22 protein-coding genes and 2 pseudogenes are annotated in these 24,089 nt (G+C 72.3%); 4 read left to right on the top strand and 20 right to left on the bottom strand.

What is annotated here, in order from left to right:
- The 16 genes and pseudogenes from B1L11_RS25025 to B1L11_RS24965 all read right to left on the bottom strand — a co-directional run.
- On the bottom strand, positions 1 to 361 hold a 361-nt coding region (locus B1L11_RS25025; protein WP_143737516.1), incomplete at its 3' end, for an acyl-CoA dehydrogenase family protein.
- The gene (locus B1L11_RS48575; RefSeq protein WP_218671286.1) at positions 361 to 690 is read right to left on the bottom strand and encodes a Zn-ribbon domain-containing OB-fold protein; all 330 of its coding nucleotides are present in this window, start codon (positions 688 to 690) and stop codon (positions 361 to 363) included. The genes B1L11_RS25025 and B1L11_RS48575, both read right to left, overlap by 1 nt.
- Entirely contained in the window at positions 687 to 1,271 is a 585-nt protein-coding gene (locus B1L11_RS48570; protein WP_218671285.1) for a MaoC family dehydratase N-terminal domain-containing protein, read from the bottom strand. The genes B1L11_RS48575 and B1L11_RS48570 overlap by 4 nt, the downstream gene beginning before the upstream one ends.
- A complete protein-coding gene (locus tag B1L11_RS25015) occupies positions 1,271 to 2,431 on the bottom strand; it encodes an acyl-CoA dehydrogenase family protein (RefSeq protein ID WP_079316743.1) in 1,161 nt (386 codons plus the stop codon). Before B1L11_RS25015 ends, B1L11_RS48570 begins: the two co-directional genes overlap by 1 nt.
- Before the next feature lie 14 nt (positions 2,432 to 2,445).
- Complete coding sequence (locus B1L11_RS25010) at positions 2,446 to 4,107, bottom strand: AMP-binding protein (RefSeq protein ID WP_079316742.1); 1,662 nt, start codon at positions 4,105 to 4,107, stop codon at positions 2,446 to 2,448.
- Between the two features lie 2 nt (positions 4,108 to 4,109).
- Positions 4,110 to 5,260, bottom strand: a pseudogene (locus B1L11_RS55115) (NADH:flavin oxidoreductase).
- Positions 5,261 to 5,419: 159 nt separating this feature from the next.
- Positions 5,420 to 5,776 (bottom strand): hypothetical protein, encoded by a 357-nt coding sequence (locus B1L11_RS25000; RefSeq protein WP_079316741.1) that lies wholly within the window; start codon positions 5,774 to 5,776, stop codon positions 5,420 to 5,422.
- Positions 5,777 to 5,779: 3 nt separating this feature from the next.
- Positions 5,780 to 6,340: an ABC transporter ATP-binding protein gene (locus B1L11_RS24995; RefSeq protein WP_256862857.1), complete on the bottom strand. Its 561-nt coding sequence runs from the start codon at positions 6,338 to 6,340 to the stop codon at positions 5,780 to 5,782.
- Entirely contained in the window at positions 6,337 to 6,486 is a 150-nt protein-coding gene (locus tag B1L11_RS51845) for a hypothetical protein (RefSeq protein ID WP_256862856.1), read from the bottom strand. The genes B1L11_RS24995 and B1L11_RS51845 overlap by 4 nt, the downstream gene beginning before the upstream one ends.
- Positions 6,483 to 6,944, bottom strand: a complete 462-nt coding sequence (locus B1L11_RS51840; RefSeq protein WP_256862862.1) for an ATP-binding cassette domain-containing protein — start codon at positions 6,942 to 6,944, stop codon at positions 6,483 to 6,485. Before B1L11_RS51840 ends, B1L11_RS51845 begins: the two co-directional genes overlap by 4 nt.
- 122 nt (positions 6,945 to 7,066) lie before the next feature.
- Positions 7,067 to 7,213 (bottom strand): annotated as a pseudogene (locus B1L11_RS55110) (ATP-binding cassette domain-containing protein); the annotation flags it as partial.
- On the bottom strand, positions 7,200 to 9,437 hold the full coding sequence (locus B1L11_RS24985; RefSeq protein WP_079316740.1) for an ABC transporter permease: 2,238 nt from the start codon (positions 9,435 to 9,437) through the stop codon (positions 7,200 to 7,202). The gene B1L11_RS24985 and the pseudogene B1L11_RS55110, both read right to left, overlap by 14 nt.
- Positions 9,438 to 9,516: 79 nt before the next feature.
- On the bottom strand, positions 9,517 to 10,941 hold the full coding sequence (locus B1L11_RS24980) for an ABC transporter substrate-binding protein (protein ID WP_079316739.1): 1,425 nt from the start codon (positions 10,939 to 10,941) through the stop codon (positions 9,517 to 9,519).
- 61 nt (positions 10,942 to 11,002) lie between these two features.
- Positions 11,003 to 11,764: an SDR family NAD(P)-dependent oxidoreductase gene (locus B1L11_RS24975; protein ID WP_079316738.1), complete on the bottom strand. Its 762-nt coding sequence runs from the start codon at positions 11,762 to 11,764 to the stop codon at positions 11,003 to 11,005.
- A 355-nt stretch (positions 11,765 to 12,119) separates the two neighbouring features.
- Positions 12,120 to 12,959, bottom strand: coding sequence for a phosphoenolpyruvate hydrolase family protein (locus B1L11_RS24970; protein WP_079316737.1), 840 nt, complete (start codon positions 12,957 to 12,959; stop codon positions 12,120 to 12,122).
- A gap of 1 nt (position 12,960) precedes the next feature.
- Positions 12,961 to 14,277, bottom strand: a complete 1,317-nt coding sequence (locus tag B1L11_RS24965; protein ID WP_306291705.1) for a Tm-1-like ATP-binding domain-containing protein — start codon at positions 14,275 to 14,277, stop codon at positions 12,961 to 12,963.
- Positions 14,278 to 14,290: 13 nt separating this feature from the next.
- Between B1L11_RS24965 and B1L11_RS47105 the strand changes: the two genes are divergently transcribed.
- From B1L11_RS47105 to B1L11_RS24950, 4 genes are all read left to right on the top strand, one after another.
- Positions 14,291 to 14,527, top strand: coding sequence for a GntR family transcriptional regulator (locus B1L11_RS47105; RefSeq protein WP_179155311.1), 237 nt, complete (start codon positions 14,291 to 14,293; stop codon positions 14,525 to 14,527).
- A 104-nt stretch (positions 14,528 to 14,631) separates the two neighbouring features.
- Complete coding sequence (locus B1L11_RS24960; RefSeq protein ID WP_179155310.1) at positions 14,632 to 15,681, top strand: PLP-dependent aminotransferase family protein; 1,050 nt, start codon at positions 14,632 to 14,634, stop codon at positions 15,679 to 15,681.
- 174 nt (positions 15,682 to 15,855) lie between these two features.
- Positions 15,856 to 17,511 carry a class I adenylate-forming enzyme family protein gene (locus B1L11_RS24955; RefSeq protein WP_079316735.1) on the top strand — a complete coding sequence of 552 codons (1,656 nt, stop codon included), beginning with the start codon at positions 15,856 to 15,858 and terminating at the stop codon, positions 17,509 to 17,511.
- A gap of 79 nt (positions 17,512 to 17,590) precedes the next feature.
- Positions 17,591 to 18,508, top strand: a complete 918-nt coding sequence (locus tag B1L11_RS24950) for a DMT family transporter (protein WP_204052142.1) — start codon at positions 17,591 to 17,593, stop codon at positions 18,506 to 18,508.
- Positions 18,509 to 18,559: 51 nt separating this feature from the next.
- On the opposite strand, the gene B1L11_RS24945 is transcribed toward B1L11_RS24950, so the two are convergent.
- From B1L11_RS24945 to B1L11_RS24930, 4 genes are all read right to left on the bottom strand, one after another.
- Positions 18,560 to 20,185 carry a beta-1,3-glucanase family protein gene (locus B1L11_RS24945; protein WP_079316734.1) on the bottom strand — a complete coding sequence of 542 codons (1,626 nt, stop codon included), beginning with the start codon at positions 20,183 to 20,185 and terminating at the stop codon, positions 18,560 to 18,562.
- Positions 20,186 to 20,344: 159 nt separating this feature from the next.
- Positions 20,345 to 20,974, bottom strand: coding sequence for a PaaI family thioesterase (locus B1L11_RS24940; protein WP_079316733.1), 630 nt, complete (start codon positions 20,972 to 20,974; stop codon positions 20,345 to 20,347).
- Positions 20,971 to 21,840, bottom strand: a complete 870-nt coding sequence (locus B1L11_RS24935) for a MaoC/PaaZ C-terminal domain-containing protein (protein WP_079316732.1) — start codon at positions 21,838 to 21,840, stop codon at positions 20,971 to 20,973. The genes B1L11_RS24940 and B1L11_RS24935 overlap by 4 nt, the downstream gene beginning before the upstream one ends.
- A gap of 55 nt (positions 21,841 to 21,895) precedes the next feature.
- Positions 21,896 to 24,088, bottom strand: a complete 2,193-nt coding sequence (locus B1L11_RS24930) for an acyl-CoA dehydrogenase (RefSeq protein WP_079316731.1) — start codon at positions 24,086 to 24,088, stop codon at positions 21,896 to 21,898.
- Position 24,089: the final 1 nt, after the last annotated feature.

Here is a 24,089-nt window from a genome sequence, read left to right as displayed (position 1 = left end):
GTGAGCCGGGACGAGCCGTCCGCCGCTCCGGGAGCAGGCTCTCGCGCTGCTCGCGGGTGCCGTGCGCGGCGACCGCGAGCGCGCCGACGGCCGCGGGCCACAGCGGCACCGGAGCGACGTGGCGGCCCTGCTCCTCGATCAGCACGCACAGCGCGCCCAGGCCGAGCCCGGCGCCGCCCGCCTCCTCCGGCAGCGCGATGCCGAGCAGGCCGGCCTTGCCCAGCTCCGCCCACAGCTCCTCGTCCAGGCGGCCCGGCGAGCCCTCCACCTCGCGTACGCGCTCGGTCGTGGCGCGGTCGGCGAAGATCTGATTCGCCAGGGCACGCACCGCTTCGAGCTCTTCGTCCAGCGTGAAGTTCATCAGTCGTTCTCCTGCGGGCGGAACACCGGAAGTGACAGGTCGGGATCGGCGTCCAGCCAGTCGAGGACGACGGGCATGCCGATCTCGACCTCTCCGGGTTCCACGCCGACCAGGTTGGTGATGAGCCGCGTGCCCTCGTCGAGCTCCACGACCGCGACGATCAGGGGATACTCGAACGCCGGGTGGCGGGGGTGGTGGGCGACCACGAAGCTGTAGACCTGCCCGCGGCCCGACGCCTCGGCGGTGTCCCACTCGAACGAGCCGCAGTGCGGGCAGCACGGGCCGGGCGGGTGGCGCAGCGTCCCGCACCCGGCGCAGCGCTGGATCACCAGCCGGTGCTCACGCGCCGCCTCGAACCAGAACGCGTTGTCCCGATTGATCGCCGCCGCGGCCGCAAGGCCTTCGGGGCCTGGTTTTCGGGCCGGAACCGGAGCAGGCGCCAGCGCTGCACGGCGACGACCTCGCCGTCCTGGTCGGTGTAGGTGCGGACCGTGGTGACGAACCGCCCCACGCCCAGCGCGGTGCTCTTCTCCGGGGAGATCGACTCCACGACCTCCCGGACGCTCACGCGGTCGCCCACCACCAGTTCCCGGTGGAACTCGAACTCCGAATCGGTCGCCACCACCGAGGTGAAGCCGTCCTTCTCGAGCAGCGCGTTCAGCTCCTCGGCCCCGGTGCCGCCCGTCCCGGGAGCCGGGGCGTACCCCCGCATCGTCCACGCCTGCGTCATCGACGCGGGCGCGACGATCCCGGGACGGCCGGTCGCGCGCGCGGCGTCGTCGTCCAGGTAAACGGGGTTGCGGTCGCCCATCGCCTCGGCCCAGTGCCGGATCATGGGCACGTTCACCGGGTCGGGTCCCTCCCGCGGCGGGACGATCTCCCGCCCGGCGAAGTCCTCGTATGCGGTCATCAGCGGCCCGCCCTGGGGAGGCCGAGGCCCTGGGTGGCGACCATGTCCCGCAGGACCTCGTTCACGCCGCCGCCGAAGGTGTTGACGATGCCCTGCCGCGACAGCTGCTCGATCTGCCCGGCGAGCACGGCGCCGGGCGACTCGGGGCGGACCCGCCCGCCCGCGCCGATGATCCCCGACAGCGTGCGCTGCACGTCGATGTGGGTCTCGGTGCCGTACACCTTGGCCGCCCCGGCGTCCGCGCCCGACAGCGCGTCACGCGCGACCGCGTCGGTCATCTTCCAGTTCATCAGCCGCATCGCCTCCAGCCGGGCGTACGCGCGGGCGAGGTCCCGCCGCACCCACGGCAGCTCCATCGCGCCGTTGTCCCGCGCCCAGGCGGCGACCTGCTCCCAGAGCTGGATCATCCGGCCGCCGAGCGCGGCCAGGCCGATGCGCTCGTGGTTGAGCTGGTGGGTGATGAGCCGCCAGCCGCCGTCCACCTCGCCGACGACCGCGTCGACCGGCACCCGTACGCCGCTGTAGTACGTGGCCGTCACGACCATCCCGCCCACGGCCTGGATGGGGCTCCAGGAGAAGCCGGGCGCGTCCGTCGGCACGATCAGGATCGAGATGCCCTTGTGCTTGGGCGCGTCGGGGTCCGTGCGGCAGGCCAGCCACACGTAGTCGGCGGTGTTGGCGCCGCTGGTGAAGATCTTGCTGCCGTCGATCACCCACTCGTCGCCGTCCCTGACCGCCCGGGTGGTTAGGGAGGCGAGGTCGGTGCCCGCGCCGGGCTCGGTGTAACCGATCGCGAAGACCACGTCGCCGGACAGGATGCCGGGCAGATACCGCTTCTTCTGCTCCGGCGACCCGTGGCTCATCAGCGTCGGGCCGACCGTGTTGACGGTGACGAACGGGAACGGCAGCCCGGCCCGCTGGACCTCGTCGAAGAACACGTACTGCTCCTCGACCGACCGGCCCTGCCCGCCGTACTCGACCGGCCAGCCGATGCCGAGCCAGCCGTCGGCGCCGAGGCGCCGCACGACCTCGCGGAACCGGGGGCCGCCGACGCCCTCCTCACCGACGCGGCGCCGCTCGTCCTCGGGCAGCAGGCCCGCGAAGTACTCCCTCAGCTCCCGGCGTAGCCGCCGCTGCTCCGGGCTTTCACGCAGATCCATGTCCCCGCTCTCCTTCACGCCTGACCGAGGAAGCGCAGGCGCCCGTTGGCGGCGAACTCCTCGCGCAGCGCGGCCTTGTCCTGTCCGGTCATGAGGGCGTACTCGGGCGCGCCCCGGCCCGCCCATCGGTAGACGGAATCGCCGGTCCGCCAGCCCTCCATCTGCATCTCCTTCTTGCGCAGCTTGTTCGACCCGGTGGCCGGCAGCGCGTGGGAGACCCGCACGTAGCGCGGGGCCCCCTTGGTGCCGAGGTCCTCCTGCGCGGCCAGGAACTCCGGCAGGCCGAGGTCCTCGAACGACGTGCCCTCGGGGATCTCGAGCGCGGCCATGACCTGGTCGCCGGAGCGCGGGTCGGGCACGCCGAACACGGCCGCCGCGACGATCAGCGGGTGCCGGCGCAGCACGCGCTCGGTCAGCAGCGCGGAGATGTTCTCGCCGTCCACCCGGATCCAGTCGCCCGACCGGCCCGCGAAGTAGATGTAGCCGTCCTCGTCGATGTAGCCCAGGTCGCCGGTCCAGTACCAGCCGTACCGGACCCGCTCGGCGTCGGCCGCCTCGTTCTTGTAGTAGCCCTCGAACCTCGCCGCGCCGTCGACGTCCACGATCTCGCCTATGGCCTCCTCGGCGTTGGTCACCCGGCCGTGCGCGTCGAGCACGGCGCGCGGGCAGGTCTGCCGGGTCTCGGGGTTGACCACCCGTACGCCGGGGCGCGCGGGGCGGCCGAGCGCGGAGGCCGGGCCTTCCGGCGCGAGCGTGATCATGCCGGCGCCCTCGCTCGACCCGTAGCTCTCGATGAGCCGGCAGCCGAACCTGCGCAGGAACTCCGACTGGTCCTCCGGCGACGCCTCGGTGCCGAAGGCGTGGTCGAGCGTGTTGTCGGCGTCGTCGGGCCGCTCTGGCTGGGCCAGGACGTACGCGATGGCCTTGCCGACGTAGGTGAAGAACGTGACGCCGTAGAAGCGGACGTCGGGCAGGAACCCGGAGGCGGAGAACTTCGGCACGAGGACGACCGTCGCCCCTGCGGTCAGCGACGGCGCCCACAGCGCCATCAGCGCGTTGCCGTGGAAGAGCGGCATGCAGCAATAGCTGACGTCGTGCCGCCGCACGTCGTACTTCTCGCAGTTGGCGTAGCCCAGCCCGGTCAGCCGGCCCTGGGAGCAGATGGCGGCCTTGGACGCGCCGGTGGTGCCCGAGGTGAACAGCAGCAGCATCCGCGTCTTCGGCGTGATCTCCGGGTCGCGGACCGGCTCGCAGGCGTGCGCGGCGACCGTGTCCGGATAGTCGGCGGCGTCCACCAGCAGGAAGCGGTCGCGCGGCACGCCGATGTCGAGACCGTCCAGCAGCTTCAGGCCCGCCTCGTCGGTGACGACGAGCTGCAGGTCGGTGTGCCTGACCTCCTGCTCCAGGTAGGCGCCGCGACGGGTGCTGTTGATCCCGACGATCGTCGCGCCGCTCAGCGCCGCGGCGCCGAGCCAGAAGATGTACTCGGGGGTGTTGTCGAGCAACACCCCGATGTGGAAGGGGCCCTCCACGCGGAGCGCCCGGGCCAGCGCCGCCCGGGCGGCGCTCTCCCGCACCACCTCGTCCCAGGTCCAGGTGCGCTCGCGGGTCCGCAGGCCGGGGTGGTCGTCGCCCAGGCGGTCGAGCAGCAGGTCGGCGATGGTCTCCCGGCGCACCGCTACCCCTTCTGCCGTACGGCGATCGGGCCGGTCAGCACGCAGTGGGTGCCGCCGTAGATCGCGGTCATGCACTTGTTGCAGTGGATGCACAGCGACCTGACGCTGTTGTCGGCCTGGATGCGGTTGACGAGGTCGGGCTCGCGCAGCAGCGCCCGGGCCATCGCGACGAACTGGAATCCCTCGGCCATCGCCTGGTCCATGACCTGCTTGTTGGTGATCCCGCCCAGCAGGATGAGCGGCATCTTCAGCGCGGCGCGGAACTGCCGGGCGTCGTCGAGCAGGTAGGCGTCCTTGTAGGGGTAGGCGCGCAGGAAGTGCTTGCCGACGAGCTGGACGCCGAGCTTCACCGGCTGCTTCATGACCCCGGCGAACTCGCGCAGCGGGGCGTCGCCCTTGAACAGGTACATGGGGTTGAGCAGCGAGCTGCCCGCGGTGAGCTCCAGCGCGTCGAGCGAGCCGTCCTCCTCCAGCCACTGCGCGACCTTGATCGACTCGTCCAGCCAGAAGCCGCCGGGCACGCCGTCGTCCATGTTGAGTTTGGCCGTGATCGCGATCCGGTCGCCGACCGCGTCGCGCACCGCGCGGGCGATGTCCCGCGACAGGCGGGCCCGGTTCTCCAGGCTGCCGCCGTACTCGTCCTTGCGGTGGTTGACCCGCGGGCTGAGGAACGAGCTGGCGAGGTAGTTGTGCCCGAGGTGGATCTCGACGGCGTCGAAGCCCGCCTCGATCGCCATCTTCCCCGCGTGGGCGTGGGCGGCGACGATCCGCCGCAGGTCGTCGCGGGTCGCGGCCTTGGTGAAGCTCGTCGTGGTGGCGTGGAAGTGCCGGGTGGGGCCGAGCGAGGGCGACTTGGTTCGGACTTGGGGTTGGCGACCGGGCCGGCGTGGCCGATCTGCGCGGCGACGGCGGCGCCCTCGGCGTGCACGGCCTCGGTGAGTCTGCGCAGGCCCGGCAGCGCCTCGGGGGTCCACTGGATCTGACGCGCGTCCGTGCGCCCCTCGGGGGCGACCGCGCAGTAGGCCACGGTGGTCATGCCGACGCCGCCGCGGGCGTGCCGTACGTGGAACTCGATGAGCTCGTCGGTGACGAGGCTCTTACGGCTCAGCCCTTCGTACGTGGCCGCCTTGATGATGCGGTTGCGCAGGGTCACCGGCCCCAGCTTCGCCGGGGCGAGCACGTCCGGAGCCGTCCGGGGCGCTTCCTGAGTCAATGGGGGATCCTCCACTCCGGTCTTCAAGCTGTCCAGACGTTAGTCAGCGGGACCCGCCGGCGATCCGGCGAATCCCGCTGACCGGGAGAAATCCGGCTGTCAGGCCCCTCGGCCCTCAAGCGCGGCGGCGATCCGGTCCGCCTGCGCCTCGCTCTCCAGGAGCTGGCGCAGCAGCCACAGCCGCAGCACGCCCGCCACCGCGGCGGCGAGGTACAGCGCGGCGCCGAGCACGGTCACCGCGGCGCACGCCGTCGCAAGGATCTGGAAGGAGCCGATGTCCCTCAGGTCGTCCTGGGTGAGCGAGTTGTTGTACGCGACGAGCCCGCCCACGACGCCGGCCACCATCAGCAGCACGCCGAGGACGCGTATCCTCCCGTCGTGCCTGGACCCGTCGGTCTTCAGCTTCATCCGCGCCACGTCAGACGTGAACCGCTCGCGTCGTTCCTCGGTCAGCATCGGTCAGCCTCCTAGGTAGTTGCTTGAGAGTTGGTCCTCGATGTCGCCGGGGCGGCCGGATGCGACGACGCGTCCGTGCAGCATCAGGGCGGCGGTGTCGGCGATGGGCAGCACGACGCGGGCGAACTGCTCGGCCACCAGGACCGACAGCCCCTCCGCCACGAGCTGCGCCACGGTGTCGTACATCTGGGTCACGATCATGGGAGCGAGCCCCATGGACAGCTCGTCGAGCAGCAGGATCGCCGGGTCGGTGCCCAGCGCCCGCGACAGCGCGAGCATCTGCTGCTGGCCGCCCGACAGCGAGCCCGCGAGCTGGTGGCGGCGCTCGCCGAGGATCGGGAAGCGGCTGTAGGCGGCCTCCTCCAGGTCCGCCAGGCGTGCCCCGGTGCCGGTGGCCGCCCACAGGTTCTCCCGCACGGTCAGGTTGGGGAACACGCCCCTGCCCTCGGGAATCGAGCAGACGCCGAGCCGCGCGGCGTCCTGGGCGGTCATGCCGTTGACCCGCCGTCCGGCCAGCCGCAGCTCGCCGCCCGTCAGCGGCAGCAGCCCGGCGCAGACCTTCATCGTGGTGGACTTGCCGCCGCCGTTCGGCCGAGCAGGGCCACCACCGACCCCGGGTGGACCTTGAGGTCCACCCCGTGCAGCACCTGGATCGGCCCGTACGCCGCGCGGGCGCCGGCGAGTTCCAGCAGCGGCACCTGCTCGTTCATCCGGTGACCTCCTCGCTACCGATGTATGCCGCGACGACCTCGGGCGACTCCTGGATCTCCTTGGGCGTGCCCGAGGCGATGAGCCTGCCGTAGTCGAGCACGTGGATCGTCGTGCACAGCCGCATGACCAGCGGCAGGTCGTGCTCGACCAGGCAGATCGCCAGTCCCTCCGCGGCGAGGCCGGTCAGCAGGCCGGCGAACGCCTCGGTCTCCCGCTCGGTCTGGCCCGAGGCGGGCTCGTCCAGCAGGAGCACGCGCGGCTCGGTCATCAGCGCCCTGGCGACCTCCACCACCCGGGCGCGGCCTGTCGGGATGGCCGAGACCTCGAGATCGGCGATGTCCTCCAGGCCGGTGCGCGCCAGGACGCGGTCGGTCTCCTTCTCGACGTCCACCTTGCGTCCGGTGGCGCGCAGGACGTCGCCGGCGACCCTGACGTTGTCGCGCACCGACAGCGACAGGAACAGCTCCAGCCGCTGGAAGGTGCGGGCCAGGCCCAGGCGGGCCCGCCTGGCCGGGCGAGGCGGGTGATGTCGGCGCCGTCGAGCAGCACCCGCCCGGCGGCCGGCCGCTGCAGGCCGGTGACCGTGTTGAACAGCGTCGTCTTGCCGGCGCCGTTGGGGCCGATCAGGCCGGTGATCCGCCCGGCCTCGACGCCGATGCCGACCCCGTCGACCGCGGTGTTGCCGCCGAACCGCACCGTGACATCGCGTGTCTCAAGCAGCGGCATGGACGCTCGCCTCCTTCCCCGCCGTACGCTCCCGGAGGGGCAGGCCGAGCTCCCGGTCGAGCCGTTCGCGCAGTTCGTCGGTGTACGGCTCGTCCACTCCGGCCAGCTCCAGCGGGGTCGCCCGTACGGGCGCCTCCGCCCGCATCCGGCCCGCGACGGGCAACGCCATGGCCAGGCACACGGTCAGGACGGCGAACCACCAGTTGCCGACGACCCCGGTCAGCGCCAGGACGTACAGCACGGCCTCGACGGCGGCGGCCCCGCCGAGCAGCCCCTTGGCGCCGCGCAGCGTGCGGTAGCCCTCGACGATCTTGTGGACGTTGCCGCTGGGGTTCTCGCCGACGCCCATGCCGATGAGAGCGGTGGCGACCACGAGGAGCTGGCCGATCGTCTTGTAGGTCGTCTCCATCGAGGGGTGCGCGACGGCGAGGTCGTTGAACGTGGCCACCATGATCGTGAATCCCACTCCGGCCATCAGCCCGCCGAACAACGCGCCGCTGATGTAGCCGATGCCGCCGACGACCGTGAGCATGACCAGCGCCAGGCTCGCCATGATCGAGAAGTTGTCGCCGGCGACCGAGCCACTGGCGCTCGCCATCAGCACCCCGCCGAGGCCCGCGATGGCCGCCGAGAGCATGAACACGCCGAACTTCAGCTTCACCAGGTTCTGGCCGAGCATGGCGGTCGCCGCCGGGCTGTCCTTCATCGCCGCCAGGCGCCTGCCGTACCCGCCGGCGCGCAGCGCGGCCAGGCCGACCGCGATCAGCGCGAACAGCACGGTCGCGGTCATCAGGAACGTGCGCGGGTCGCGCAGGTCGAGCGGGCCCACCCGGAGCGGCGGCACGATCAGCGTGCCGTTGGGGAAGATCGAGAACGTCACGCCGAAGACCGTGTGCTCGACGGTGTCGCGCAGCACCATGTTCGACAGGAACACGCCGAACGCCATCGTGGCGAGCGCCAGGTAGAGTCCGCGCAGCCGCAGCGCCGGCAGCGCCACCAGGCCGCCCACGACCGCGGTGACGAGGACGGCGAGCAGCACGCCCCACAGCGTCAGCCGGGAGGCCAGGCCGCTGCCGGTGACGCCGAAGTGGAACGCGATGATCGTGCCGACCGCGCCGAACGACAACGGGGCGAGGTTGATCTCCCCGGCGTACCCGGTGAGCAGGGTGAGGGAGAGCGCGATGATCGCGAACGTCATCCCGAGCGCGAACGTCGTGATCGACCCCTCGTCCATGAGCAGCGCGAGCAGGAAGACCGCGGCCACGAGCGCGACGCCCCACACGGCGGCGGACCGCGGCGTGGGCGGCCGGTAGCGCTCTCGGGTGCGCACCGCCGCCACCCGCAGGCGGTCCTGCGGCAGCACGATGAGCACCACGAACAAGATGATCATCGGCAGCGAGACCCGGAGGTTGCCGGTCCACGTCCACTCGGTCGGGAAGAACGCCATGACGTACGTCGCCGCCATGCCGAGCACCATCGCGCCGGCGAAGGTGCGCGGGATGCTGCGCAGCCGCCCGAACATGGCCGCCGCGAACGCGTCGATGACCAGCAGCGTGAGCTGGTTGGCCTCCAGCGCCCCACCGCCGATCGGGGTGACCAGGATGCCGGCCAGCACGGCGAGGGTCGAGCCCGTCGCCCACGACAGCATGGCGATCCTGTCGGGGTCGTGGCCATTGAGCCGCAGCAGGTCGGGGTCGTCCACGGCGCCCCGCATGACCACCCCGACGCGCGTGCGGGTGAACAGCAGCCGCAGCCCGATCGCCACCGCCACGGCGACCACGAGGCAGATGAGCTCGTGGACGCGGACGACGACGCCGCCGAACTCGATCTTCGCGCCGGCCCCGAAGAACATCTCCATGATCCGGGCGTCTTCCGGGTGCCAGATCCACTGGGACAGGTAGACCATCCCGAGCAGGATGGCGACGGTCACGACGATCTTGGTAACGTCCGCCGTCTCGCGCAGCCCCTTCATGATCAGCGTGTGGAGCAGGGCCCCCATGGCGGGCCCGGCCACGCCCACCACGACGATGAGCGACAGCCAGGCCGGCCAGCCCCAGCCGTAGGTGAACTGCCAGTACAGGAACGTGCCCAGCATCGCCTGGGCGCCGTGGGCGAAGTTGAAGATTCCCGAGGTGGTGTAGGTGAGGACCAGCCCGGACGCGGCGATGGCGTAGACCGCGCCGAGGACCAGCCCGAGGATCGTGAAGGTCAGAAACGTCGTCATGCGAGGCCCTAGCTCGAAACGGCTGCTCTGGACGGCGAGGACGGCGGCGGGCCGGCGGGCCGGCCCGCCGCCGGGGCGATCAAACCTGCGGCTTGATCACGTCGGAGGTGAGGAAGGTGGTCGCGATGCGGTCCTCGTTGAGCTTGGTGCCCCAGGTCGACGGGTCCGTCTTGAGCAGGTTGCTCTTGTCACACGCGAACTCGCCGATGGCGGCCGGGGCGACCTGCTTGTACGTCGAGCCGGTGAGCTTGACCAGCAGGGTGCAGTCGGACGGCATGTTGGCACCCGGGTCGGTCGGGGCGTGCAGCCCGCCGCCGGTCCACTCGTGGATCTGCGACAGCTTGTTCACCATGCACTGGCGGGTGAGGTCGGCGCCGCAGTCCTTGGCCGCGGTGGCCCACAGCAGGAACGCGGAGGTCGCCTGCATGCCGAGCAGCGCGGTCTTGCCGCCCTCGGCGTTGACCAGGTTGAGGTACTTCTTCACCGCCGGCACCTTGTCGGCGTTCTCGAACGGCTGGAAGATCAGGCCGGCGTGGATGTTGTCGCCCTGGCCGCTGGTGTTCCACTTCGCGACGGCGTCGCTGTACCAGGTGGCCTCGAACACCAGCGTCGGGTGGGCGTCCACGCGGTCCAGCGACTCGAGCAGGCTGAAGGCGGCGGGGTCCGGCGACTTGGACGTCCACAGCGCCTTGACGCCGCACGACTTGAACTTCTCCGCGAACGGCACGTAGCTCGGGTCGCCCTCGGCGTTGAGCTGGACGCCGCAGTCCTTCGGCGTGATGCCGATCTCCTTCATGGCGGACTTGATCTTGTTGCTGCCCGTCATCACGGCGGGCGAGTTGGACGTGATCAGGTCCACGTCCGAGGCGAACTCGGGGAAGGTCTTCGCGGCCAGCTTCAGCGGGGCGGCGTTGTAGTAGTCGACCGGGTACGGCACGGCCTCGAACTTCATCGGGCCCATCGCGGCGTTCGGCCCGATGGTGTAGCCCGCGACCACCGGCAGCTTGCAGGCGACGCGGTACTGCTCGGCGGCGTCGTCCATCGCGAAGCCCTCGCCGACGAGCATGAAGTCCTGCTTGCACGCCTTCTGCATGACGGTGGCCGCCTGCATGTAGGCCGCGTCGTACTGGTGGCCCACGATCTGGCGGCCGTTGATGCCGCCCTGCTTGTTGCACCACTTGATCATGGTGCTCACCGCGTCGCCCATCTCCTTGGACAGGCCGGGGGCCTTGGTGAAACCGCGGTCGTCGCCGTAGCCGATGGTGATCGCCGTGTCGGTGATGCCCTGGTCGGTGGCGCCCTTGGCGTCACCCGGTCCGCAGGGCGACGCCAGGGTGCCGAACGTCTCCTGACCGCCTGGGGCGGCGGACGACTGCGCGTCGCCGCCGCTCGCCGGGACCGCCGCCGAGCCGCCGCGCTCGCCGGCGCAGCCCGCCAGCATCGCCATGGCCATCACGGGGGCCAGGGCACCGGCCGCCACGCGGCCGATCGCCTTGCCGTTCATCCGGTGGTTCTCCTTTCACTGACCGCCGGGCGGCGGCAGGTGGTGCGGGGGGTGCGGCGGCTCAGCCGAAGAAGGCCTGCCCGCCGTCGAGGGGCACGGTCGCGCCGGTCAGGTAGCGCAGATCCGGGCCCACGAGCGCGACCACGGCGCGGCCGATGTCCTGCTCGCAGTCGCCGATGTAGCCGAGGGGGATGGTCTTGCGGAACGCCTCCGCCTCTTCGGGGAAGGCCTCCGTCCACCGCTTCAGCCCCGGAGACAGGGCGTGCGGGGCGATGTTGTTGGCACGGATCCCGTCGGGTCCCCACTCGGCGGCCGCCGTACGCGTGAGCGAGCGCAGCGCCTGCTTCGCGGCGGCGTACGCGCCGTACGTGGTCGGGTCCCAGCGGACCATGGCCGAGGTGACGAGGTTGACGATGCTGCCGCCGCCGCGCGCCTTCATGTGGGGGTGGCAGGCCTTCATGAACGCGAACGCGGCGAACGGGCCGCTGCGGAAGCCCTTCTGGAAGTCGGCGTCGCTCATCGACAGCAGCGGGCCGTACGCGCCGGTGTAGGCGTTGTTGACGAGGATGTCCACTCCGCCGAACCGGGTCACGACGGCCTCGACCACCGCGGGGATCGCGTCGGTCTCGGTCACCTCGCACTGGAACGGCTCCGCCGTCCCGCCCCGCTCGCGGATGAGCTCGCAGGTCGTCTCCAGCTTCGCCGTCGTACGGCCGAGCACCGCGACGGCGGCGCCTTCCGAGGCGAGGGCGAGCGCGATGCCCTGGCCGACGCCCTGGCCCGCTCCCGTAACAATCGCGACTTTTCCGTCCAGGCTTCCCATACGTCTTCCGTCCGCCGTGTGTTGGGCCGAAATAGTGGTGTGACGCGGCACACCGAAAGTGAGCAGTCTCGCTCAATGGGAACAGGCTGCCTGCCGGGGTGACGGCGTCGCGGGGCCGTCCCGGTCACCGGGAGGGTCGCCTCCGCGCAGGCCGGCGCGGGGTTGGCTGGGCACCGGTGCAACATCTGGCAGGCCGGTGCCCGCACGGGAACACGGCGGAAGACGGCTGTGAGTGCCGGCTCCTCGGCTATCGCACGACGATCACCGCGTCGGCGATGAAGTCCGCCGCGGTGACCGACCGCGGCGGCAGATCATGGAAGGGTTCGTCCGGGGACCGGCTTCTGCGGCCGGACACTCAGTCCGAGACGGGCCCGCCGAGCCGGAGGCTCTTGAATTCGGTCGCCTGGGCGGCGATCGCCTTCTCCGTGGGGAGGCGTTCCATCGACGACGCCCCGAAGAAGCCCGCGATCCCGTTCGTGTGGTCGAGGACGAACTGGGCGTCCTCCGGTTCGGCGATGGGACCGCCGTGACAGAGCACGATGACGTCGGGGTTCACCGCGACGGCTGCGTCGCGCATCTCCTGCACCGCGGCGGCCGCCTCTTCGAGGGTGAGGGCGGTCTCCGCACCGATGCTGCCGCTCGTGGTCAGCCCGACGTGGGGCACCAGGACGTCGGCTCCGGCCTCGGTCATCGCCGCGGCCTGCTCGGCGTCGAAGACGTAGGGGGCGGTGAGCAGGTCACGCCGGTGCGCTTCCCTGATCATGTCCACCTCGAGCCGGTAGCCCATCCCGGTCTCCTCGAGGTTCTGCCGGAACCTGCCGTCGTACAGGCCGACGGTGGGGAAGTTCTGCACACCGGCGAAGCCCATCGCCTTGAGCTGGTCGAGGAAGGGGCCCATGAGACGGAAGGGGTCGGTGCCGCAGACCCCGGCCAGCACGGGGGTGTCGCGCACGACCGGGAGGACTTCCCTGGCCATGTCGACGACGATCGCGTTGGCGTCGCCGTACGGAAGCAACCCGGCGAGCGACCCTCGGCCGGCCATGCGGTAGCGGCCCGAGTTGTAGATGATCAGCAGGTCGACGCCGCCGGCCTCGGCGGCCTTGGCCGACAGGCCGGTGCCGGCGCCCGCTCCGATGATGGGCCGGCCGGCCTCGACGGTGGCGCGCAGGCGCTCGAGAGCGGTCTCGCGGTTCATCTCATCCTCCGGTTCGGCGTGCGCTGATGAGGCGGTGCAGGGCTTCGGCCGCGGCCCGGCCGAAGCCCGGATCGTTGATGGCGGCGTCCACGTCGTGGACGGGGACGCCGGTGTCCTTCAGGCCGTCCCGGAGCGCGGCGAAGCAGGCGGCGTCGGCGTCGGGGTCGGCGAAGGGCCCTCCTTCGACGTCGATCCCGGAGACGCCCTTCAGCGGCAGGTAGACCTCCACCGGCCCGGTGGCGCGGCTGAGCTTGCCGCCGATCCTGGCCCCCAGCTCGGCCATCTCCTCGCGGGTCGTCCGCATGAGGGTGACCGTGGGGTTGTGCACCAGGAACTTCCGGTCCGCGAACTTCTCCGGGACGGTGTCCCGGGGGCCGAAGTTGACCATGTCGAGAGCGCCGACGCTGACCACCTGCGGGATGCCGGCCCGTCCCGCCGCCTCCAGCCGGTGGGGGCCTGCGGTGAGGACCCCGCCGACGAGGTCGTCGGCGAGTTCGGTGGTGGTCAGGTCGAGGACGCCGTCGAGCATGCCGGAGGCGGCGAGGGCCTCCATCGCCCGCCCGCCGGAACCGGTGGCGTGGAAGACCAGCACCTCGTATCCGGCGCTCGTCAGGTAGTCACGGGCCTCGTCGACGGCGGGCGTGGTGAGCCCGAACATCGTGGCGGCGACGAGTTTCCGCTCGTCGCCGGCGGTCTCATGCCGGACCCGGGCGTACCGCTGGGCCATCCCGGCCGCCGCGGCGGCGGCGTTGCCGAGAACCGCGCGCGAGAGCCGGTTGATGCCGGAGATGTCCACGACGGAGTACATGAGGGTGACGTCGACGTCCCCGACGTAGGGGCCCACGTCACCCGAGGCCATGGTCGAGACGAGCAGCTTGGGCACGCCGACGGGCAGGGCCTGGAGCGCACGCGCGGCGACGGACGAGCCGCTGGAGCCGCCGATCGCGAGCAGGCCGTCGAGGCGCCCCTCGTCGAACAGCCGCCGGACGATCACGGCGGCGCCGGTCGCCATCGCGTCCATCGCGGCGCCGCGGTCGCGGGCGTCGCGGAGCCGGTCGAGCTCGGTGCCGGCCGCCCGCGCCACCTCGTCCGCGCCGATGTCGGCGAGTTCCGCCCCGTGGGCGAAGGTGCCCACGTTGATCAGGAGCACGTCGCAGCCGGCGTCGCGCAGCCGGTCGCGGACCCAGCGATACTCCTCGGTCTTGGTGTCCAGCGTTCCCAGCAGCACCACCGTCGCCACCGCGACCTCCCTGTCGTCATCGGCCTGCGCGTACGGACGAGGATGTCGGGCCGTCACCGGCTCGGCCAGGCCAATCACGCAGAATTGGTCCATGGCACGTGCGGAACATGTCGACAGCGCCGCGTTGGCCCGTTTGATCGGAGGGTGGCGGACGGAGGACGTGCCGCTGCCGCACGCGCTCGCCGACGCGCTCGCCGAGCTGATCGCCGGGAACGTGCTGGTCGACGGGGCCGCGCTGCCGCCGCAGCGCGCGCTGGCCGCCGCACTGGGGGTGTCCCGCGGGACCGTCGCCGAGGCGTACGCGGAGCTGACCGCGCGGGACGGCTGACGTCCCGGCAGGGGTCGGGGTCGCGCATCCGGCGCGGCCGGAGCGCGGGAGGCGATCACCTCGTCGAGGGACGGCTGGCGTCCTTCGGCCGCACCCGCCGCCCCGTGGAGCTGGACCTCTCCAGCGGCGCCCTGCCCGCCCTGTCGCTGGTGCGGGACGTCGTCTCGGCGGTCGACCTGCGCGAGCTCGACGTCTACCTCGCGGACGACGGCTACTACGCGGCGGGGCTGCCCCGGCTTCGCGCGATCGTGGCCGAGCAGTACACCACGCAGGGGCTGCCGACCGGGCCGGAGCAGATCCTCGTCACCTCCGGCTCCCAGCAGGCGGTCTGGCTGTGCGCGTCGTCCCTGGTCGCGCCGGGGGACGAGGTCCTGGTCGAGGAGCCGAGCTACCGAGGCGCGATCGAGGCGTTCCGTACGGCCGGGGCGCGGCTGACGGGGGTGCCCGTACGGCGGGACGGCCTCGATCTCGACCACCTCGAACGGGTCGCGCATCGGGCCGCCCTCCTCTACTGCCAGCCCACGGCGCACAACCCCACCGGGATCAGCTGGCCGGCGGCGAGCAGGGAGCGGCTCAGCGAGATCGTCGGCAGGCACGACGTGCTGACGATCGAGGATCGATCCTGCGCCGACCTCGTCCTCGACGACCCCGGGGTCCGGCCCCCGCTGCCCGATCCGGCGAAAGGCGGCTCGGTGATCCGGATCGGCACCGCGTCCAAGCTACTCTGGGGTGGGCTGCGGGTCGGGTGGATCCGCGCCGAGCGGCCGATGATCGTACGGTTGACGCAGGCCAAGGCAGCACTGGACCTGGCCGCTCCGGTGATCGACCAGATGGTGACCGCCGAGCTCCTGGCGCAGGCCGATCGGGCCCGGCAGGAGCGCACAGCCCGCCTGCGCGCCCACCTCGCCGAGGCGGCGGCGGTCCTGGCGCAGCGGCGCCCGGCGTGGCGGTGGACGCCGCCGCACGGCGGCACGGCGCTGTGGATCGACACCGGAACCGATGCCGTCGCCCTGGCCGAACGCGCACGGAGGAGGGGCGTGCTGGTCACGGCCGGCCCGGCCTTCTCCCCCTCGAACGCGCAGCGTTCCCGGCTGCGGCTGCCGTTCTGGCGGCCCGTGGACCAGTTCGCGCACGCGGTCGAGCTGCTGGAATGACGCGCTGCTCTCCGGTGGCGGGCCGCTACTGCGCCGTGCCGAGCCACGGCATGACCATCGGCCGTCCCGGTGACCGGGAGTGCCGGCGTCCCGCGTCCGGCCTTTGCCGACAATTTCGGCCACGGACGGACTCCGGCTCGCGGCGCATCCCGGTATGAAGGGGAACTGATAGGCATGTCGACAGATCCGAGGCTCGCGGCGGCGGCGGTGATGGCCGGGCTCACCGGTCCCGGCGGGGCGTTCGAACTCGCCGAGGAGGAGGTCCTCGGCGCGCGCATGACGGTCTTCAAGAACCGGCGTCGCAACCTCGGAGAGGTGCTCGCCGCCTCGGCCGCGTACGGCGACCGCGACTACATCGTGACGGCGGACGAGCGGCTGAGCTTCGCCGAGCACGCGCGCCAGGTGGCCGCGCTCGCCGCCGCGCTGCGGGAGGAGCACGGCGTGCGCCCCGGCGACCGCGTCGCGATCAACGCGGCCAACCACCCGGGCTGGATCGTCTCGTTCTGGGCGTCGGTGGCCGCCGGTGCCATCGCGGTCGCGTACAACGCGTGGTGGTCACGCGGGGAGGTCGAGTACGCCCTCGGTCACACCGAGCCGAAGGTGCTGGTCGCGGATGCCAAGCGGGCCGCGCTCGCCCCCGCGGGGACGACGGTCCTGACGATCGAGGAGGACCTCCCCCGGCTGATCGAGCGGTACGCGGGCGCTCCGCTGACCCCGCACGCCGCCGCCGAGGACGACCCTGCGGTGATCATCTACACCAGCGGCACCTCGGGCCGTCCCAAGGGCGCGGTCCACACGCACCGCAACCTCACCTCGGTGGTCGAATACCACCGGATGAACGACGCGCTGGCCCAGGCGTTCGGCGACCCGATGGATCCGGCGGACCGGCGCTACCTGCTGGCGCTGCCGCTGTTCCACATCGCGAGCCTGCACAATCTCGCGGTGCCCCGCCTCGCGACCGGCAGCGCCGTCGTGATGCACATGGGCGCCTTCGACGTGGACCGCGTGCTGCGGCTCATCGAGCGGGAGCGGGTCACCAACTGGGGCGCGGTGCCGACGATGGCCAACCGCCTGATCGAGCACGGCGACCTGTCGGGCTACGACCTGTCGTCGCTGACCGCCTTCGCGCTGGCCTCGGCGCCGTCCTCCCCCGCGTTCAAGCAGCGGCTGCGCGAGGCGTTCCCGGTCGCCCGGCAGTCCCTGGTGGACAGCTACGGCCTGACCGAGTCGTCCACCGCGATCGCCGTCGCCACCTCGGCCGACCTGGAGGAGGCCCCGGGGACGCTGGGCCGCCCGATCACCGCCGTGCGCCTGGAGATCCGCGACCCCGAGGGCAAGCCGCTGCCGGAGGGCGAGGAGGGCGAGGTCTGCGTCCGCAGCCCGTACAACATGCTCGGCTACTGGCGGGACCCGCAGGCGACCGCGCAGGCCGTACGGGAGGACCGGTGGCTGCACACCGGCGACATCGGGGTGATCGAGAACGGGCGGCTGCGCCTCAGCACCCGCCGCTCCGACCTGATCATCCGGGGCGGGGAGAACGTCTACCCCGCCGAGATCGAGAACGCGCTGGCCGAGCACCCGGCGGTGGTGGAGTGCGTCGTGCTCGGCGCCCCGCACCCCGACCTCGGCCAGGAGGTCGTCGCCGTGGTCGTCAGGGCGGCCGGGCAGGACGTGGGCGAGGACGACCTGCGGGCGCACCTGCGCGACCGGCTCGCGTACTTCAAGGTGCCGTCGCGGTGGCGGATCACGACCGAGGCGCTGCCGCGCAACGCCACCGGCAAGGTGATCCGCCAGGAGGTCAAGCGCGGACTCGGGATCGCCGACTCCTGAGGCGTGGACCCGGTGCCGGGGGGTAGCGCGGGTAGGCGGATCCGATCACACCGGACAGCCGGAAGCCGGGGGGACGCCCATGACACGTGTGAGCGAGAGCCGGACCGCGAATGTGACCGGCCCGGCCGCGGGTCATCCGTCCGTGTCGATGGCGCTGGGGGCGCTGTTCGTGTCGGCTTCGGCGGTGCTCATCCACCTGTCGGGCGCCTCACCGGGGACCGCCTCGTTCTACCGCTGCCTGCTGGCCCTTCCCGCGCTGGTTCCGCTCGCGCTGCTGGAACGCCGGCGCGAGGGCGCGGTGGCGGCGCGCCGGCGGGCCGTCACCCTCGCCGCGGGCGCCCTGTTCGCCGGCGACATGCTGCTGTGGACTGCGGCGATCGCCGAGGTCGGCGCCGGGCTGTCCACCGTGCTCGTCAACGTCCAGGTGGTGATGGTGCCGCTGCTCGCCCTGCTGGTGGACCGCGAGCCACCGCCCCGCCGCTTCTTCGTGTCCCTGCCCTTCCTCCTGCTCGGCGTGGTCCTGGCGAGCGGGGTGGCCGAGGGCGGCGCCGGCGGGAGCCGGCCGCTGCTCGGGACCGTCCACGCCGTGCTGGCGGCCGTGTGCTATTCGGGCTTCCTGTTCCTGCTCCGGCGGGAGGGCCGGCGCGGGCAGGCGGTGCAGTCCTACCTGTGGGTGACCGTCGCCGCCGCCGTCACCTCGCTGGCCGCGGGCGCCCTCTGGCAGGGCGTCGACCTGGCTCCCGGCTGGGCGGCCGTCGGCTGGCTGGCCCTCGTCGCGATCTTCGGACAGGTGCTCGGCTGGCTCCTCGTCGCCGTCGCCGCGCCCCGTCTCGCCAGCCATGTCGGGGCGATCCTGCTGCTGCTCACGCCCGTCGGGGCCCTCGTCCTCGGCTGGGCCGTCCTCGGCGAGCACCCCTCCCCCCTCCAACTGGCGGGCTGCGCCGTGATCCTCGCGAGCGGCACCCTCGTCACCACCCGTTCGGCCCCTGACTCCTGAGCAGGGTGATCCGGCCCGGCGGTGCGCCCTCGCACCGCCGGGCCGCTCTGCTCACTGAATGGTGAACCGCTGGGCGGCGGTGCCGTTGCAGTCGTAGATCTGCAGGCGGGTGCCGTTCCCGGTGGCGCCGCCGGGGGCGTCGATGCACCGGCCGGACTGCGGGTTCTGGATCGACCCGTTGGACAGCCGCACCCAGTTCTGCGCGCCGGTGTTGTTGCAGTCGTACAGCTGCAACGGGGTGCCGTTGGCGGTGCCGCCCGACTGGACGTCAAGGCAGCGGCCGAGGGTACGCACCGTCTGCCCGCTCCAGGTCCAGAACTGGTCCTTCGCGTACGACTGGCAGTCCCACAGTTGCACCGGCGCGCCGTTGCCGCCCGTGTCGTCGCCCGCGACGTCGACGCACTTGCCGCCCGGGCCGATGATCGGCCGGCCGGAGGCCGTGCCACCGGTGCCGAAGCTCCCGATCGTCATCCCCGCCGACGACGGGTTGGGCTGGTCGATCGTCGGGGCGAACCCGCCGACGTCGTCGTAGGAGAAGCCGTAGGCCAGGTTGTTCAGCGAGTTGGCGTGGATCGTCCTGCTGAACAGGTTCGACGTGGACTGCCCGTAGAACTTCGTCGCGTCCGTCGTCGGCTGGGTGTCGTACATGACCCGGCCGGCCGTCGACAGCGTCGCGCGGTTGAGCGCGGCGCACACCCGCGCGCCGACCGCGAGGATGGCCGCCTGGTCGGGCTGGTTCTGCGGTTGCATGCCGCCGGAGCACGCGAAGACGTCGCTCGTGGCCGGTCTCGTGAGCGTGCCGATGACGGTGCCGGACGCGTTCCTGAACGTCCAGTTCGTGCCGCTGGTGGTGCCGGTGAAGGTGCCCAGCGACGTCTGCACGGTCAACGGGTGCGTGGCGTAGTAGGACCACACCCCGCTCACGTAGGAGTCGAGGTAGGTCGAGGGGAACTGGCCCTTGGCGATGGCGTGCGCGGGCGCGAGCACGCGCAGCGGGAGGCCGTCGGATGCCCGCGTCGTCGTCAGGCCCGACCACGGCGACCCCAGCCCGGCGAACGCGTCGAGGATGCCGGCGCGGTTGCCGGGGATGCCCTGCGTCTGGGTGTTGCCGGAGGCGTCGGTGACGCTGACCGTCATCGGGATGCTGAACATGTCGACCGTGGTCGAGTTGATGAAGATGCCCGTGCCGCCGTTGCTCGTCCGCGCGAACTCCGTCCAGTCGTAGAGGATGGCGGCGTTGGGGTCGCTGTCGACCCAGGGCGCCGGCTCGACCAGCCCGTTCGTGGTCAGGAAGAACCGCAGCTTCGCGCCCATCGACAGGTAGACGCGGCCGCCGGACAGGTTCGGCGCCAGCGTGACGGTCGTGCTGGCGCCGTTGCCCGGTCCGGGGATCGAGATGTCGGGCGCCGGGACGGGCCCGTTGGGGATCGACGAGGGGAAGCTCCACGGGCGCCACGTCCCCGAGGCGTCCACGTATCCCTGCTGGCCGGTGGCCGCGTTGCGGGCGACGACGTAGACGTACGTCGCGTCGCCCCGGCCGGAGTTGTTAGTGATCTTGAAAGGCAACTGCGCGACGGCGGCGTTCGCCGCCTGCTGCCCGGCGGCGAGGACGACCGCCTGGGCCAGCAACACGACGGCGAGCAGAGCCCGCCGCCATCGCCGGAACGACACGTGCATCTCTCGGCTCCTCTGGGGGGTGCGGAGGCAAGCTGTGAGAGCGCTCTCAGTAAAGTAACTTTACTGTTAACTGATCGCTCGTCAAGACCCGTCAACGCCGCCACTCACGTGAAGAGCCGAAACTCATCCTGGCGTGAGAGCGTTCCCCAGACGGCCGGGTCAGCGGGGCCGGTCGAGCTGCTTGTCGATGAACAGGCCCTCGGCGCTGACGCACACCTGCCCGCCCGCGGTGATCGTCCCGGTGGTGTAGATCTTCCGCCCGTCCACGGAGGTCTGCCGGCCGGTCACGGTCAGGCGCTCGAACAGCGGGGTGGGCCGGTGGTAGCGCAGGGTCAGCGTGCCCGTCATCCCGGACACACCGGCCCAGGCGTTCGCGACGCCCAGCGTGTGGTCGAGCAGCAACGCCGACACACCGCCGTGCACGCACCCCGGAGGCCCTTGGTAGGGCATGCCCAGCACGACCTCGCCCTCGATGGACCCGTCGTCCCTGCCGTACAGGTGCAGCGGCGGGGCGATCGCGTTCTCCGGCCCGGTCACGGGGTCGTGCCGGGTCACGCCCTCCCCCCGCCACATATCGACCATGCGCTCGCGCACCGTGGGTGCGTGCGCCTCGAGGTGGTCGGCCACGGCGTTCAGCTGCTCGGCGACCTGGGTCATCTCGACCGCCGACAGGTCGCCCGAGTGCAGCAGCGCGTCGATCACCCGGCGGGCCGCGGCGACCGCGGCGTCCACGCCCTCGTTGTTCGGGGCCGCCGTCAGCTCCGTACGGTCGGTCCGCGTCTCCGTCATGAAATCTCCGCTGTCGCGTGGGTGAGCACGGCGGCGTCGCCGCGCTCCGGGCAGGTGGACCGGAACACCAGCCGGTCGCCCTCGCGCCACACGGTGGTCCGGATCGTCTCGCCGGGGAACAGCACCCCGGCGAAGCGCACCGACAGCCCGGTCAGCCTGGTCACGTCACCGCCGAGGACGCCGTCCACCAGCGCCTTGGCCACTATGCCGTACGACGCGAGGCCGTGCAGGATCGGGTGGTCGAAGCCGGCCGCCCGCGCGAAGGCGGGGTCTGCGTGCAGCGGGTTGAGGTCGCCGTTGAGCCGGTAGAGCAGGGCCTGCCCGGGGGTGGTCGGCGAGTCGAGCACGTGGTCGGGCTCGCGGTCCGGCTCCGTCCACGGGGTCTCCGGGCCCGGCTCGCCGCCGAAACCGCCCTCGCCGCGCGCCCAGATCCGCATGGTCGTGGTCCACAGCGGGTCTCCCGAGGAATCGGCCGCCGCCTGCTCCATCTCGATCACGGCGGCCTTGCCCTTGTCCCAGATGTTCGCGACCCGGGAGGACACGACGGCCTCGCCGGCTCCGGGCAGCGGCCGGTGCACGGTGAGCGCCTGCCCGGCGTGCAGGATCCTGCGCAGGTCGATGTCGATGCCGGGCATGCTCATCGCGGTCGGCGGGCGCTCACCCGCCGAGATGCCCTGGCCGGCGACCATGGCGAAGGTGGGCAGCACGCGCAGGCCGCGCTCGTAGGTGTAGGACAGCTCGGGATCGGCGCCCGCGTCCCTCCCTGCGCCCAGGCTGAGGTGGTAGAGCAGCACGTCGCGGCTGGTCCAGGAGATCTCCCGGGTGGCCGGGGGCGCACCCAGGGCCTCGTCGAGGTCGATCGGCATGCTCCTCAGTCCTCCGCGTCGTCGTACAGGGCGCGCTCGACGAACGTCCTGCCGGTCATGCTTTGACCTCGGGGTCGCGTGGCAGCCCGAGCAGGCGCTCTCCGATGATGTTGAGCTGCACGTCGGTGGTGCCCCCGGCGATCGACATGCAGCGGGAGCTGAGGAAGCGAAGCGCGGGGTCGGACCGCCGGCCCATCCCCTCTCCGGTCAGGGACTCCGGGCCGATCCAGTCCATCGCGGTCTCCCAGACCTCCTGGACGTGCTCGACACCGATCAGCTTGGCCACGCTGGACTCCGCGCCGGGCTGCTGCCCGGTCAGCGACCGGAGCGTGGTCCGCAGGGCGAACAGTGCGCCGGACTGGGCGTCGCAGAGGATGCCGCCGAGCCGGGTCAGCCGCTCGTCGTCCATCTCGTCCGGCCGTTCCGCGGCGATGTGCAGCAGCGCCTCGCCGCCGCTCCCGAGCGAGGAGTCGTGCGACAGCGAGACCCGCTCGTTGGCCAGCGTCGTGCGGGCCAGCTTCCAGCCGTCCCCCGGCTGCGCGACGAGCATCTCGTCGGGGATGAACACGTCGTCGAGGAACACCTCGTTGAACAGCGCCTCGCCGGTCAGCTCGCGCAGCGGCCGGATGTCGATGCCGGGGCTGGACATGTCGAGCAGGAAGTACGACAGGCCCTTGTGCTTGGGCGCCTCCGGGTCGGTGCGGGCCAGCAGGATGCCCCACTGCGCCTGCCGGGCCATCGACGTCCAGACCTTCTGGCCGTTGATCTTCCAGCCGCCCTCGGCCTTCTCGGCCCGGGTGGTCAGGGCGGCGAGGTCGGAGCCCGCTCCCGGCTCGCTGAACAGCTGGCACCACACCAGGTCGCCGCGCAGCGTCTGCGGCAGGAACCGCCCTTGCTGCTCGGGGCTGCCGTGCGCGATCAGGGTCGGCACCACCCAGGCGCCGATGACCATGTCGGCCGCGCGCAGCCCGGCGGACCGCATCTCCTCGGCGATCACGAGCTGGGTGACCGCGCCGGCGCCCTTCCCCCAGGGCTCGGGCAGGTGCGGCGCGGTGTATCCGTGCTCGGCCAGGTACGTCAGCCGGTCTCGGCCGTCGAGGTCGAGGGCCGGCCGAAGTTCGGCCCCCACCTCGGCGCGGATCCGCTCGGCCTCCGGCGGCAGCTCGACGCCGAGCTCGCGGCGCACGCCGTCCAGCGTGAGCCGGGCCACCCTGCGGCGCCACCACGAGACCGAGCCGAGCGTGATGCGCAGCGTCTGCGCCCGGCGCAGGTACAGGCCGGCGTCGTGCTCCCACGTGAAGCCGATGCCGCCGAGCGTCTGGATGCAGTCCTTGGTGACGGAGAAGGCCGCCTCCACGCTGGTCGCCCCGGCGACCGCCGCGGCGAGCGCCGCCTCCCCGGCAGAGGCGCCGGTCTCGTCGAGAGCCCGCGCCGCGTCCCAGGCACACACCCGGGCCTGCTCGGCCCGGGTCAGCATCCGCGCGCAGCGGTGCTTGACCCCCTGGAACTGGCCGATCGGGCGGCCGAACTGGTGACGTACCTTCGCGTACTCCGCGGCGGTGGCGGTGGCCCAGTCGGCCAGGCCGGACGCCTCCGCCGCGAACAGCGTGGCGGCCAGATCGAGCACGGCGCCGTCGGCGAGGCCGGGCAACGCCTCGGCCGCCACGCCGTCGGCGCGCACCCGCGAGAGCCGCCTGGTCAGATCATGGCTGGGCAGGTCCTCGGTCTCCACCGCCTCGCGCGGCAGCACGACCCAGGTCGTGCCGGTCCCGTCGGCGGCGGGCAGCACGAACAGGTCGGCGACGTGGCCGCCGATGACCGGCTCGGAGACCCCGGTGACCACGGCCTCACCGTCGGCGCTCCGGGTGAGGGTCAGCCCGCCGGGCCGGAGGCCGACCGCGGCGGTCTTCTCCCCGCCGGCCAGCGCCGGCGGGTGGGCGGTGTGCCCGGCGCGGGCCAGCACGGCGCCCGCGAGCACCGTGGGCAGGAACGGCCCGGGGACCATCGCCCGGCCCAGCTCCTCCACCACGACGGCGAGTTCGAGCAGCCCTGAGCCCGCTCCGCCGGCCTCCTCGGGCAGGTGCAGCCCGAGCAGCCCCTGCTCGGCCAGCAGCGGCCAGAACTTCGGCAGCTCCTCGTGCTCGGCGTCAACCGCCTGCCGCACCACGGCCGGCGTCACGTGCCGGGCCGCGAAGGCGCGTACGGCGTCGCGCAGGTCGCGCTGCTCGTCGGTCAGTCCGATCGACATG

The sequence above is a fragment of the Microbispora sp. GKU 823 genome, assembly GCF_002027145.1.
Lineage (GTDB): Bacteria > Actinomycetota > Actinomycetes > Streptosporangiales > Streptosporangiaceae > Microbispora > Microbispora siamensis.
This window is presented reverse-complemented; position numbering and strand designations above follow the sequence as displayed.